Raw genomic sequence first — 13,085 nt, 5'->3', positions numbered from 1 at the left:
CTAGGTTCAGGACAGAAGAAGATCCGATTCCGTTATAAGGTCAAAAACTCATGGAATAAAACATGACCCGTGCAGGTGTCAATTGACTAGAGGGAATGATATAATAGACAGGATTTATGGAGCTCACAAATATTTACGCCCATATTGAAATAACATTTGTACTCAAACCGGAGGGACCAGACATGGGAAAATTGGTGATTTGTGATCACCCGTTGATTCAACACAAACTTACATTTATCCGTGATATGCGGACTAACACAAAAGACTTTCGCGAATTGGTAGACGAAGTCGCGACTTTGATGGCTTATGAAATTACGCGGGAGGTTCCTCTTGAATCGATATCCGTGCAGACGCCGGTCGCTGAAACCCAAGGGAAAGTCATTTCCGGCCGCATGCTCGGCTTGGTTCCGATCCTGCGCGCCGGTCTGGGCATGCTGGACGGCGTTGTCAAGCTGCTACCAGCGGCAAAGGTAGGGCATGTCGGGTTGTTCCGTGACCCTGAAACGCTTCAGCCTGTTGAATATTATACGAAGCTTCCAACCGATGTGACGGAACGGGAACTGATCGTCATTGATCCGATGCTCGCGACGGGCGGATCCGCTATCGCTGCGATCGACGTGCTGAAGAAACGCGGCTGTACCCAGATCAAGATGATGAACCTCGTGGCTGCACCGGAAGGTGTGAAGGCTGTCCATGATGCCCACCCGGACGTGGACATTTATGTTGCTGCTCTCGATGAAGGTCTTAACGACCATGGTTATATCGTACCGGGCCTTGGTGATGCAGGGGATCGGCTGTACGGCACGAAATAAGAGCCAAGCCGGTCACTCGTACGTCTTGAATATTTGAAAACAAGCAAAGAGGGGTATTTTCAAACATGTCAAAAGTGAAAGTGATGACGATATTTGGGGTCCGCCCCGAAGCCATCAAGATGGCGCCGCTCATTCTAGAGCTTCAACGTCACCCTGAGCATATCGAATCGGTCGTTTGTGTTACTGCGCAGCATCGGCAAATGCTGGATCAGGTGCTGGATGTGTTCAAGATTGTTCCGGATTATGATTTGGATGTCATGAAGGATCGTCAGACGCTCAACGAGATCACCGTGCGCGTCCTGGAGGGTCTTGAGCCTGTTCTGCGTGAAGCCAAGCCGGATATTGTATTGGTGCACGGCGATACGCTGACAACGTTCCTGGCCAGCTATGCAGCCTTTCTGCAGCAGATTCAGGTCGGTCATGTGGAAGCGGGTCTGCGCACATGGAACAAGCTGAATCCTTATCCGGAGGAGATGAACCGTCAACTGACCGGCGTGCTTGCTGATCTTCACTTTGCGCCGACGGACTGGTCCGCCGAGAATCTCCGCAAGGAGAACAAGCCGGATTCCCGCATTTATGTAACCGGTAATACGGCTACCGATGTATTCCAGTACACGGTGCGTGAAGGTTATACCCATCCGGTTCTGGACTGGGCGAAGGGCAAACGCTTGATCCTGATGACAGCACACCGCCGCGAATCCCAAGGGGAGCCGCATCGTCAAATATTTGAAGCGGTAAAGCGCATTGCCGATGAATTTGAGGATATTGCCATCGTATATCCTGTACATCCGAGTCCAGCTGTTAAAGAGCCGGCTCATCGCATTCTGGGAGATCATCCACGCATCAAGCTGATTGATCCGCTGGATGTCGTGGATATGAACAATATCTACACCCATACGCATTTCATCATTACGGATTCCGGCGGCATGCAGGAGGAAGCTCCGTCATTCGGCGTGCCGACGCTGGTGCTTCGGGATACGACCGAACGTCCGGAGGGCATTGAGGCCGGTACCCTGGAGCTGGTAGGCACCCAGGAGGAGAATGTGTATGAACGCATTAAGGTTCTTCTGACCGATCAGGAGCTCTACGAAAAGATGAGCAAAGCTGCTAATCCGTATGGCGATGGACAAGCTTCACAGCGGATTGTCAATGCGATTTTGCACCATTTCGGCATCCGAAAAGAGCGCCCCGAGGAATTTCACAGAATGTTCACAAAGGTATAGTTTACCGTATTCTGATGAGCAAGGGGACAGCATACAGTTGAACTGTACGGTTACCGCGGCGTTTTGCGCAATTTAGACTGCTCAAAACGCCGATTTTACACGGTAAATCCATCAAATCGATTCATTGACAAACTCTTGTTATATTCAGTAAAATGAGTTGGGATTAGAGGTTCATATGAAAAATCCGAAAAGTCAAGATAACCCTTGGTTGATAGCGCTATACATTAGCGGGGCGGGCGGTTTGCTTGCCGCTTACATTCTCATCGGTTTTTTTACCGGGCGATGGCTCATGAATCATTTGGACGGGCCCAGAGTGTGGCTTGCCATTGGTACGCTTTCGGGGCTCTTTGTAGGGATTTTGAATATCGCTCTTCTCATTAAAAAGTTTCTGGGGGCGCAGGCGTGAATGATTTGACTTCCATTGTGAACGCTGTATTTAGAGTATCCTTACTCTTATTGTCTGCCTTGTTTCTCGGATGGGCTCTCTATCCGGAATTTCGCCCGGTTTTTATGGGGTTGATCATGGGCACGGCGGCGGGATTGTTTAATGTTCGCTTCCTCTCCATGAAAGTGCAGAAGCTGGCGCAATTGGCTGTCGATCCGGAACCGAAAAAGTACAATTTTGGCTTCATTACGAGATTGTGCATCGGGCTTCTGATTGTGATCTTCGCCGTAAAACTCGAACAGGTATCCCTCGGCGGTGCAATTGCCGGTCTGTTCATACCCCAATTGTTGACCATTCCTGTCAGCATTGTGTTCAGTTTGAGAAACAATCATTGATCAGCGCTAACTTGGAAAGGGGTGAAAACAATTTTATGCATGATTCACCGATTATCAAACTTGGCGGATTGAATATTGACCTTTCAGCGGTATTAATGCTTCTCGTCACCTGCGTGGTGGTGTTCGTATTATGTCGACTGGCGGTACGTAATCTATCTGTCGAAAACCCTTCCAAACTGCAAAACTTCATGGAATGGGTAGTGGAATTTGTGCAAGGCGTCGTAGCGAGTGCGATGGATCTGAAGAAAGGGAAAGCTTACATATCATTGGGGCTTACTCTCATCCTGTTCATCTTTGTAGCGAACTTGCTGGGCCTGCCGTTCTCAATTATCACCGACTTGCCGGAGAACTTCGAAGTCTTTGGTCAGCCAATTCTGGCTACGCTCGGACTTGAACATGGCCACTACGCCCACGTATTGTGGTGGAAGTCGCCAACAGCGGATATTTCCGTTACGGCCGGTCTTGCGATCGTTGTGTTCGTGCTCATGAACTATCTGGGCTTGAAGCTGAATCGCAAGCATTACCTGAAGCATTACATCGAACCGTTCCCGATCTTCTTGCCACTCAATATCATTGAGAACCTGGCAAAACCTATCGCTCTGGCAATCCGGCTTTATGCCAACATTTTTGCCGGCGAGGTACTGATCACGGTGATTCTGAAAACCGGCTTCTGGGGCATTCCGTTTATGGCCGCATGGCAAGGTTTCAGTATCTTCATTGGTGCATTGCAGGCGTTTATCTTTACGATTTTGACAATGGTATACATCTCGCAAACTACGATTCACGAAGAGCATTGATCAACTCGGACGAATCCGCCGTAACAGCGGTGTTTTTCGAAAGAGATATTTTCTATAGTTTCACCAAATTTCAATTTTGAAACAATTTTAAGGAGGATATTTAACAATGGAATTTTTGGCAGCAGCTATTGCAGTAGGTCTGGGCGCCCTTGGCGCAGGTTTGGGTAACGGTATGATCGTAAGCAGAACAGTTGAGTCTATCGCTCGTCAACCAGAAGCACGTGGTCAATTGCAAACAACGATGTTTATCGGTGTTGGTATCGTAGAGGTTATTCCTTTGGCGGCTACTGTTATCGCGTTCTTGATCATGTTCTCTTAATAACAATACAACGGTTTGGCGGGGAGGGCCGATGCCATCCGCGCCTTCGTTTTGTTAGCACCGCACTTCGTGTTGATGGAAAGGAGTGACCTCAATGACAATTCTATGGGAAAATATGGTAATCACTATTCTTGCGTTTCTTATTCTTTACTTTTTGCTTCAGAAGTTTGCTTTCAGCAAATTGTTCGGCATCATGGAGCAGCGTCGTGAGCTGGTAATGAGCCAGATGAACGAAGCGGCACAGACTCGTCAGCAGGCAACTGCTTATGTAGAAGAGCAGAAGAAGGCACTGGAGCAAGCGCGTCAAGATGCTCACGAAATCATCGAGCGTTCCAGACAAACTAGCAACAAACAAGCAGAGCAAATTATGGAACAGGCTAAGGAAGAGGCGGTTCGCCTGAAATCCGAGGCGGTTCGTGATATCGAGAATGAGAAGAAGAAAGCTGTCGAAGAGCTTCGCAATGAAATCGGCAGTGTTTCCGTGAAGATCGCTACCAAGCTGATTGAACGGGAAGTAAAGAATGATAAAGCTCAAGAAGAACTGGTGGATCAATACCTTAAAGAGGTAGGAGGCAGACCATGAGCCAAAATACAGTAGCAGCCAAGCGATATGCGCGGGCGCTGTTCGAAGTGGCGGCTCAGCAGCAGAAGGGTCTGGAAGTGGAAGAGGAATTGCGCGCGGTTGTGCAAGCCATTGAAGGCGATGCCGACATCCAGAAATTCATCTCCACGCCGAATATTCCCCAGTCCGTGAAGATGAACGTAATCAGCCAGGCGTTGGCAGGGAAGGTATCGCAGCCTGTATTGAACACGATCGAATTGCTTCTCGACAGAGGGCGTACAGAAATGTTCGCTGAACTGCTGAACAGTTATGTGAAGATACAAGGTGCGAGCTTAGGATTGGCGGACGCCACTGTATACTCCACCTACCCGCTTAGCGATCAGGAAAAAGAACAGGTAGCATCGGAATTCGGACAGCTAGCGCATCAGAATATCCGGGTGACCAATGTTGTGGACGAGAGTTTGCTCGGCGGCCTGAAAGTCGTTATTGGCGACAAGCTTTATGACGGAAGCCTTGCCGGGAAGCTGGAACGTCTTGAAAAGTCTTTTAATAGACGAGCATAGTAGATAGGGGTGAAAACGTTGAGTATCAGACCTGAAGAAATCAGTACTTTAATCAAAAGTCAAATTGAAGAATATAAATCCGATATCACTGTCTCTGAAGTAGGTACGGTAATTCAAGTAAGTGACGGTATTGCTCGCGTGTACGGCCTGGAGAACGCGATGTCCGGGGAACTTTTGGAGTTCCAGAACGGCGTGTTCGGCCTGGCGCTGAACCTTGAGGAGAGCAATGTCGGTGTCGTTATCCTGGGACCATTCTCCGAAATCAAGGAAGGCGATCAGGTAAAGCGTACGGGACGTATCATGGAGGTTCCTGTAGGTGAAGCTCTGCTTGGACGCGTTGTTAATCCGCTGGGTCAGCCGCTGGACGGCAAAGGTCCAATCGAAGCGACTGCGTTCCGTCCGGTTGAGAGCAGTGCACCAGGCGTTATTGACCGTAAATCCGTTCATGAGCCAATGCAAACAGGTATTAAAGCGATCGATGCGATGGTACCTATCGGCCGCGGACAGCGCGAACTGATCATTGGTGACCGCCAAACGGGTAAAACCACCGTTGCGATCGATACGATCCTGAACCAAAAAGGCAGCGGCGTTAAATGTATCTATGTAGCTATCGGGCAAAAGCAATCCACTGTAGCACAGGTTGTTGAAACGCTTCGTCGCCATGGCGCACTGGAGTACACGATTGTTGTTACGGCTTCGGCTTCTGAGCCGGCTCCGCTCCAGTACATCGCTCCATACGCAGGCTGCGCAATGGGTGAGTACTTCATGTACAAGGGCGAGCATGCGCTCATCATCTATGATGACTTGTCGAAACAAGCGGCTGCATACCGTGAGTTGTCCTTGCTCCTCCGTCGTCCTCCGGGTCGGGAAGCTTATCCGGGTGACGTTTTCTACCTGCACTCCCGTTTGCTGGAACGTGCAGCGAAGCTGAACGATGAGCTTGGTGGTGGTTCATTAACCGCACTGCCATTTATTGAAACACAGGCTTCTGACGTATCTGCATACATTCCAACCAACGTAATTTCGATTACGGATGGACAGATCTTCCTGGAGTCTGAGTTGTTCTACTCCGGTCAACGTCCAGCGATTAACGTCGGTATTTCGGTATCCCGTGTCGGTGGTTCCGCGCAGATCAAAGCGATGAAAAAGGTTGCGGGCGGCATGAAGCTGGATCTCGCGCAATATCGTGAGCTCCAGGCGTTCTCCCAGTTCGGATCGGATCTGGACAAATCAACCTTGGCTCGTTTGAACCGTGGTGCAAGATTGATGGAAATCCTGAAACAGGGTGTAAACCAGCCGTTGTCCGTTGAACAACAGGTGGTTAGCTTGTACGCAGCCGTTAAAGGATATATCGATGATATCGAGGTTGCTGACGTGCGTCGTTTCGAGAGCGAGTTCCTTTCGTTTATTGAAAGCAATAAACCGGAAATTCTTCAATCCATCACGGATACGAAGGATCTGACGTCCGACAACGAAAACGCATTGAAAGCGGCAATCGATCAATTTAAGAAGGGCTTTGCCGCTTCGGTTTAAGCTCCTCAGGTAAGTAATAGGAGGGGAGCCGGGGTAAGCCCGGCATCCTCTTTCATCATATGGAATGTAGCTTTGGCTGTGATCAAAGTGGTTTTTACAAAAGGTACGGCTTTGGTCCTAGCCAAAGCTTAGTCTACGCGTACGAAGTTAGCTTTGGCTTCGCCAAAGCTTTAAGGTGGTGAAAACATGGCAAGAGGATTACGTGATATTAAGCGGCAGATCAAGAGTGTTCAGAACACAAGGCAGATCACCAAGGCGATGGAAATGGTTGCTGCCGCCAAGCTGAGAAGAGCTCAAGAGAAGGCAACCTCCGCGCTTCCATACTCCGAGAAGCTGAAAGAAGTGGTTGGCAGCATTGCTGCTGGAACCAAGGGAATCAGCCATCCGATGCTGGAAAAGCGTGAAGTGAAGAAAACCGGTTATCTGGTGATCACTTCCGACCGCGGTCTTGCTGGTGCATCAAACTCGAACATTTTGCGAAAAGTATCGAACTTCATCGCAGAACGCCATAAGTCCAAGGATGAGTATTGCCTGTTTGTGATCGGACGTAAAGGACGGGATTATTTCCGACGTCGTGAACTTCCGGTTGTTGAGGAACTCACCGATTTATCCGATAGTCCGACCTACGCAGATATTAAGACCATCGCTAACGCGGCGGTTCATCAATATGAGCTGGGTCAGATCGATGAGTTATATGTGTGCTATAACCAATTCGTGAATGCTTTGACTCAGCTCCAGGAGATCTCCAAGCTTCTGCCGATGGAGAACATTGGCAGCGCCGAGAACCTGACGGGTTATGAGTATGAACCGTCTCCTGAAGGCGTGCTTGAGGTATTGCTTCCGAAATATGCGGAAACATTGATTTTCAGTGCGATGCTGAATGCGAAGGCAAGTGAGCTGGGTGCGAAGATGACTGCTATGGGAGCTGCAACGAAGAATGCAAGCAAGATCATCAACGAGTTGAACCTTACTTACAACCGTGCTCGTCAGGCTGCCATTACGCAGGAAATTTCCGAGATTGTGGGCGGAGCAAACGCTCAGCAATAGTGCAAGGCTCTGAATTCTTAATTTAGTACTTTACGGATATGCGGCCATGTCATGAATAAGCCGCTTTTACGATCATCGTTCACCGCTAGAGGTGAGCGGGTAGGAGGGAAAACGAATCAATGAAAAAAGGACGCGTTGTCAGCATTACAGGTGCTGTAGTTGACATTGAATTTGAGCGCGGTCATCTTCCCGAGATTTTTAATGCTGTCAAGATTGAAGCAACGCTGGAAGGCGGCCGCTCGGTTGATTTGACTTTGGAAGTATCCAATCATTTGGGTGATAATCTGGTTCGTTGTATCGCGATGTCATCCACGGATGGTCTCGTTCGCGGAATCGAAGCCGTGGATTTGGGCAGACCGATTACGGTTCCTGTAGGTTCGGCTACACTTGGCCGTGTATTTAACGTATTGGGTGAACCGATCGATAATGCAGGTGCCGTAGTATCCGAAATCAATAACCCGATCCACCGTGAGGCTCCTGCTTATGATGAGCTCTCCACGCAAGCGGAAATGCTTGAAACGGGTATTAAGGTAATCGACTTGCTTGCTCCATACCAAAAAGGCGGTAAGATCGGTCTCTTTGGTGGTGCCGGCGTAGGTAAAACCGTTGCGATCCAGGAATTGATCAACAACATCGCCCAAGAACACGGCGGTATTTCCGTATTCGCCGGCGTAGGGGAGCGTACTCGTGAAGGGAACGACCTTTACCACGAGATGAGCGATTCCGGCGTTATCAGCAAAACCGCGATGGTATTCGGTCAAATGAACGAGCCTCCGGGTGCCCGTCTTCGCGTAGCGTTGACCGGTTTGACGATGGCGGAATATTTCCGTGATCAAGAAGGTAAAGACGTACTTCTCTTTATCGACAACATCTTCCGCTTTACTCAAGCGGGTTCCGAAGTATCCGCCCTTCTCGGCCGTATGCCTTCCGCAGTAGGTTACCAGCCAACGCTGGCATCCGAAATGGGACGCTTGCAAGAGCGGATTACCTCTACCAAAAAAGGATCCGTTACATCCATCCAGGCCATCTATGTACCGGCGGATGACTATACGGATCCGGCTCCGGCTACAACGTTTGCTCACTTGGATGCAACGACGAACCTGGAGCGTAAAATTTCCGAGATGGGTATCTATCCTGCGGTAGATCCGCTTGCATCCAGTTCCCGTATCTTGGCTCCGGAAATTGTTGGTGAAGAGCACTATAACGTCGCTCAAGGCGTTAAGAAGATTTTGGCTCGTTATAACGAGCTTCAAGATATTATTGCGATCCTCGGTATGGATGAGCTGAGCGAGGAAGATAAAGCGATTGTTGGACGTGCTCGTCGTGTTCAGCGTTTCCTTTCCCAAGCATTCCACGTTGCCGAGCAGTTCAACGGCATCCCGGGTAAATATGTACCGGTTAAAGAAACCGTACGCAGCTTTAAAGAGATCCTGGAAGGCAAGTATGACCACCTTCCGGAAGCGGCTTTCCTGTTCGTAGGTACGATTGAAGAGGCAGTTGAAAAAGCAAAAACATTGTAAGCTGACGCTCCGTGATCGGCAGACTAGAACAGTACTTCTTGCGAGTCTGTCAGGTCTGCTGCGCGAGTTTTCTGCGGAAAACGGTGAGGAGGGATGGAAGTGAGCACCATTTTGTTGGAAATCGTAACGCCGGACCGCCTGGTCTACTCAGAGCAGGTGAATAGTGTTACGGTGCGTGGGGTCGAGGGAGAGCTGGGCATTTTACCTGGTCATATTTCCTTTGTTACGCCGCTTCAGATAGCGCCAGTTTATGTGAAGATCGGTAACCAGAGAACCCCGTTTGCGGTACAAGGCGGTTTCGTCGAAGTCCGCAAAGATAAGATTGTCATCCTGGCGGAAAGCGCAGAGAAAGCGGAAGAAATCGATCTGGAGCGTGCGGAAGCCGCAAAGGAAAGAGCGGAGACCCGCCTGAATGCGAAGGGAAGACAAGATGAAGTTGACCATCGTCGCGCCGAAATGGCTCTGCAAAGAGCGATGAACCGGATTAAAGTGACGCGGAACTAATAAGGTGAACGAGGACAGCTTGCTGTAATAATACAGTCAAGCTGTCTTTTTTTGTGCTCTATTACTAGGAGTGTAATACCCATGTTTGTTATGAAAGTGCTCGATTTTAGGTGGATAACCTAGAAATAACAGGAGCAGGGGGAATCTTATATGGCTATCTCACTCCCTAAATCACATACTTGATGGATATTCTATTGGGACAATGGGGCCGATGGTGTACACCTTTGATTGGTGGCGTGACTGGGTCCACAGCCATCGATTATTCATAGAAAGGACCTCAGTCATGGGTATTTTTGATACATAAATATTCATCTTTTGCGAAGCTATTTCTGCTATACCAGGTTTGAGGACATTAATTTTTTCAAAGACTGGGTATTTTTTTGTTATATCATCGGTATAAATAGATGTTCGAGATATAAAACTATACTATGATCCTGGCTACTGGATGTATTTTGCAAGTGTAATAAATGGAAATTAAGGCTTCCTCTAATAGCGCATAAATGATCGTTTTGGGAAGTTGTCGATAAACTTTATTATTTCCGAGGAAATGTCGTATAGAAAGTGCTGGATTCTTAGCCTCCAGCCAAGTATTATAGAAGAGTCGGTCCTGAACAGGACAGGATAATTTATGAAGGAGGAGGGAGTATGAACCAGGACTTATCTAATTCAATCAGTGCTGTAGGTGTTAACGGGTTGTTGTCTATTGTCGTTTCGCTGATCTGTATCGCACTGACTTGGTGGGCATTACAACAACTAAAGCTGGATTTGATTGTCCGTCATCCAAAAGGGCCGCAAGGAAAGCTGCTGCATTTGCTGCTGGCGGTGGTGCTTGGACGATTCGTGGCTGAATTCCTAATTGACTATATTACATGGAGTCAAATGATCCGATATATGTTTTAAACGCTAGTGAATGAGCGTCATACATAACACGAGGTGCTACAGCTAGTAATCAAACATTTGATGCATGATGGTTATGTGTTTGACGATATTTTACTCGTCTGTTTTAATTGCGGCATGAATGGTTATATCTCTGTTAGGTTGCTTGGAGAGAAGATGTCGAATAAACGCATTTTATTATGTTAACACTTAAAATAAGTAATTGATCGGGCGGACGGTATGACTTCCGGACTATAATGTTCACCCGGTAATTGTTATGCATTGACAAGTGCTGGTCGGTCATGGTACCTTTCGTAGGTCCATACTGCGGATAACAGATGCTTCATAAGGTGGCATCATGGATTTCTGATACCTGATGTAGACACCGAAACAGATGTCATAAATAGTTCGAAAATCGCTTGTTTAGCGGAAATCTCTAATGTTAAGATGAAAGTTAGGGAATAAGCAACAACTAATCACTAACACACGCAATCAGGAAAATTATGGACGCGGAGGGAAACCATGATGAGCAAATTTATCGTCCGCGGTGGCAAAAGACTGACCGGAAGCGTCAAAGTCAGCGGAGCAAAAAATTCAGTTCTTCCGATCATCGCTGCCTCTCTACTAGGGGAAGTTGGGGAAAGTGTTATTATTGACGCGCCTCCTCTTGACGATGTAATTACAATCAGTAAAGTATTGGAGTCGCTTGGTGCGGGCATTACATATCAGGATGAAGTGATACGTGTGAATGCAGAGCACATAACGACATGTGAAGCGCCTTATGAATGGGTTCGGAAGATGCGGGCGTCTTTTCTGGTCATGGGGCCTTTATTGGCTCGTTGTGGACGAACCCGGATTTCGCTTCCCGGTGGATGTGCTATCGGCACAAGACCCATTGATCAACACCTAAAGGGATTTGAAGCTCTCGGGGCAGAGATCAGCCTCGGACAAGGATATATTGAAGCTAAAAGCAATGGCAGATTGCGTGGGGCGAAGGTCTATTTGGACGTAGCCAGCGTAGGTGCTACTGAAAATATTATGATGGCTGCTACATTGGCTGAAGGAATCACGGTGATCGAAAATGCGGCGAAAGAGCCGGAAATTGTCGATTTAGCGAATTACCTGAATGCGATGGGTGCCAAAGTTCGCGGTGCGGGCACGGGTGTGATTCGGATCGAAGGCGTTGAACAGATGCATGGCGTCAAGCATAACGTGATTCCTGACCGGATTGAAGCAGGCACCTTCATGGCTGCAGCTGCGATCACGGGCGGGGATGTATATGTGGAAGGAGCCATTGCGGACCACCTTGGACCGGTTATTTCCAAGATGGAAGAGATGGGGATTACCATTGAACCGGACGAGAATGGGATTCGGGTTATCGCTGACAAACCGTTAAAGTCGGTTGATGTGAAAACCTTGCCTTATCCTGGCTTCCCAACGGATATGCAGTCCCAGATGATGGCGCTTTTGCTGGTTTCCGAAGGTACAAGTGTGGTTACGGAAACGGTATTTGAGAACCGGTTTATGCATGTGGATGAATTCCAGCTGATGAATGCGGAGATCAAGGTTGAGGGACGTTCTGCGATCGTTACGGGCGGAGCTAAGCTTAAAGGAGCCAAAGTAACCGCAACGGATCTGCGTGCAGGGGCTGCCTTGATCTTAGCCGGGCTTGTCTCGGAAGGGACTACCGAAGTTGGCGGCGTACAGCATATCGATCGCGGTTATGTTCATTTAGCGGAAAAGCTGTCTGGACTTGGCGCGGATATCTGGCGTATTTCGACGGAGGACCAGAGTTCGGAGAAGGTTTCGAAAAAAGTGGCAGGCGAAACAGAAGACGCAAAAGTTTTCAAAGTTCAACCTACCTGGGTGTAACCACACGGTGGATCTGGCGATACAGGATGGACCACAATAGAGTATGGAAGAAGGAGCTTTGCCGATTATGGCGAAGCTCCTTCTTTTTTATAATGCATTACCATAGCGGCTATCATTCGTTCTCTTGTGTTGAGATTCCGGTTGAATGGGAGACTCTTTGCTAGCTAACTTGCAGTCGGTGACCGCGTTTTTCATTCCTGTGACTTTGTCCTTTCTCTTAGAATAGTTCTATCAAATGCCTATGTCTCATAAGTATAAGTAGAGCGTGTTGGAGCATGTACAAGAGTATATACCAGGGGAAAAGGCACAGGAGGGAAGTGCAATGAAAGATTCAAAGGTTCGGGTGAATGTGAACTCTGCAGGAAAAAAACGAGCGATTGATTTAAAAGACGATTGGAAAGAAGGGAATTCTCAAACATACCAGGTGCCATCCGAGGGATCGGCTGCTCCCGTATTGAAGTGGGACTTTCCCGGAAAACGTGAGAAGAAAGCCGGATCGAATGAAGAACATAGCCTTGCTTCGAACCCGGATAAAAAGGATATACAGGAAGGGCCGCGTGGGCACCGCGGCCCGGGGAGAGCGCCGGACGCCTTCGGCGAGTCCGGCCACAGCTCCCGGGCGGCTCATACGCCGCCGCCCGGAAGCCCCGCTGGCGCGGCTGCGCACGGCGCTGCGC

Annotated in this window: 15 protein-coding genes; all 15 read left to right on the top strand. The window is 48.6% G+C overall.

Annotated elements, in window-relative coordinates; all coding sequences use genetic code 11:
- Positions 1-182 precede the first annotated feature (182 nt).
- Positions 183-812, top strand: coding sequence for a uracil phosphoribosyltransferase (gene upp, locus DP091_RS17815; protein ID WP_006213103.1), 630 nt, complete (start codon positions 183-185; stop codon positions 810-812).
- Positions 813-877: 65 nt separating this feature from the next.
- Positions 878-2,035 (top strand): non-hydrolyzing UDP-N-acetylglucosamine 2-epimerase, encoded by a 1,158-nt coding sequence (gene wecB / locus DP091_RS17810; RefSeq protein ID WP_113059552.1) that lies wholly within the window; start codon positions 878-880, stop codon positions 2,033-2,035.
- A 175-nt stretch (positions 2,036-2,210) separates the two neighbouring features.
- Positions 2,211-2,441: an AtpZ/AtpI family protein gene (locus tag DP091_RS17805; RefSeq protein ID WP_076323976.1), complete on the top strand. Its 231-nt coding sequence runs from the start codon at positions 2,211-2,213 to the stop codon at positions 2,439-2,441.
- Positions 2,438-2,815 carry an ATP synthase subunit I gene (locus DP091_RS17800; protein WP_113059551.1) on the top strand — a complete coding sequence of 126 codons (378 nt, stop codon included), beginning with the start codon at positions 2,438-2,440 and terminating at the stop codon, positions 2,813-2,815. Before DP091_RS17805 ends, DP091_RS17800 begins: the two co-directional genes overlap by 4 nt.
- A 35-nt stretch (positions 2,816-2,850) precedes the next feature.
- Positions 2,851-3,612, top strand: a complete 762-nt coding sequence (atpB, locus tag DP091_RS17795) for a F0F1 ATP synthase subunit A (RefSeq protein ID WP_113059550.1) — start codon at positions 2,851-2,853, stop codon at positions 3,610-3,612.
- Between the two features lie 106 nt (positions 3,613-3,718).
- The gene (gene atpE, locus DP091_RS17790) at positions 3,719-3,931 is read left to right on the top strand and encodes a F0F1 ATP synthase subunit C (RefSeq protein WP_007128780.1); all 213 of its coding nucleotides are present in this window, start codon (positions 3,719-3,721) and stop codon (positions 3,929-3,931) included.
- A 94-nt stretch (positions 3,932-4,025) separates the two neighbouring features.
- Entirely contained in the window at positions 4,026-4,514 is a 489-nt protein-coding gene (gene atpF, locus DP091_RS17785) for a F0F1 ATP synthase subunit B (RefSeq protein WP_100540959.1), read from the top strand.
- Positions 4,511-5,056, top strand: a complete 546-nt coding sequence (locus tag DP091_RS17780; RefSeq protein WP_113059549.1) for a F0F1 ATP synthase subunit delta — start codon at positions 4,511-4,513, stop codon at positions 5,054-5,056. Before atpF ends, DP091_RS17780 begins: the two co-directional genes overlap by 4 nt.
- Before the next feature lie 18 nt (positions 5,057-5,074).
- Complete coding sequence (atpA, locus tag DP091_RS17775) at positions 5,075-6,589, top strand: F0F1 ATP synthase subunit alpha (protein ID WP_113059548.1); 1,515 nt, start codon at positions 5,075-5,077, stop codon at positions 6,587-6,589.
- Positions 6,590-6,775: 186 nt separating this feature from the next.
- Positions 6,776-7,636, top strand: a complete 861-nt coding sequence (gene atpG, locus DP091_RS17770) for an ATP synthase F1 subunit gamma (protein ID WP_113059547.1) — start codon at positions 6,776-6,778, stop codon at positions 7,634-7,636.
- Positions 7,637-7,755: 119 nt separating this feature from the next.
- Positions 7,756-9,156, top strand: coding sequence for a F0F1 ATP synthase subunit beta (gene atpD, locus DP091_RS17765; protein WP_071218873.1), 1,401 nt, complete (start codon positions 7,756-7,758; stop codon positions 9,154-9,156).
- 99 nt (positions 9,157-9,255) lie between these two features.
- Entirely contained in the window at positions 9,256-9,660 is a 405-nt protein-coding gene (locus tag DP091_RS17760; RefSeq protein ID WP_100540954.1) for a F0F1 ATP synthase subunit epsilon, read from the top strand.
- Between the two features lie 645 nt (positions 9,661-10,305).
- Positions 10,306-10,560, top strand: a complete 255-nt coding sequence (locus DP091_RS17755) for a DUF1146 family protein (RefSeq protein ID WP_113059546.1) — start codon at positions 10,306-10,308, stop codon at positions 10,558-10,560.
- 501 nt (positions 10,561-11,061) lie between these two features.
- On the top strand, positions 11,062-12,408 hold the full coding sequence (gene murA, locus DP091_RS17750; protein WP_181469847.1) for a UDP-N-acetylglucosamine 1-carboxyvinyltransferase: 1,347 nt from the start codon (positions 11,062-11,064) through the stop codon (positions 12,406-12,408).
- 322 nt (positions 12,409-12,730) lie between these two features.
- Positions 12,731-13,085 (top strand): hypothetical protein (locus DP091_RS17745; protein ID WP_146747010.1); only part of this gene is annotated, 355 nt, incomplete at its 3' end.

This window comes from Paenibacillus sp. MDMC362 (assembly GCF_003269305.1).
GTDB lineage: Bacteria > Bacillota > Bacilli > Paenibacillales > Paenibacillaceae > Paenibacillus_AQ.
The sequence above is the reverse complement of the archived record's forward strand: the minus strand, read 5'-3'. Positions and strand labels throughout refer to the sequence as shown.

What these genes read in the sequence shown, in the direction of transcription:
- atpD (WP_071218873.1), top strand. Translation starts at nt 7,756, where the DNA reads ATGAAAAAAGGACGCGTTGTCAGCATTACAGGTGCTGTAGTTGACATT.
- atpB (WP_113059550.1), top strand. Translation starts at nt 2,851, where the DNA reads ATGCATGATTCACCGATTATCAAACTTGGCGGATTGAATATTGACCTT.
- DP091_RS17805 (WP_076323976.1), top strand. Translation starts at nt 2,211, where the DNA reads ATGAAAAATCCGAAAAGTCAAGATAACCCTTGGTTGATAGCGCTATAC.
- DP091_RS17755 (WP_113059546.1), top strand. Translation starts at nt 10,306, where the DNA reads ATGAACCAGGACTTATCTAATTCAATCAGTGCTGTAGGTGTTAACGGG.
- upp (WP_006213103.1), top strand. Translation starts at nt 183, where the DNA reads ATGGGAAAATTGGTGATTTGTGATCACCCGTTGATTCAACACAAACTT.
- atpE (WP_007128780.1), top strand. Translation starts at nt 3,719, where the DNA reads ATGGAATTTTTGGCAGCAGCTATTGCAGTAGGTCTGGGCGCCCTTGGC.
- murA (WP_181469847.1), top strand. Translation starts at nt 11,062, where the DNA reads ATGAGCAAATTTATCGTCCGCGGTGGCAAAAGACTGACCGGAAGCGTC.
- DP091_RS17780 (WP_113059549.1), top strand. Translation starts at nt 4,511, where the DNA reads ATGAGCCAAAATACAGTAGCAGCCAAGCGATATGCGCGGGCGCTGTTC.
- wecB (WP_113059552.1), top strand. Translation starts at nt 878, where the DNA reads ATGTCAAAAGTGAAAGTGATGACGATATTTGGGGTCCGCCCCGAAGCC.
- atpG (WP_113059547.1), top strand. Translation starts at nt 6,776, where the DNA reads ATGGCAAGAGGATTACGTGATATTAAGCGGCAGATCAAGAGTGTTCAG.
- atpF (WP_100540959.1), top strand. Translation starts at nt 4,026, where the DNA reads ATGACAATTCTATGGGAAAATATGGTAATCACTATTCTTGCGTTTCTT.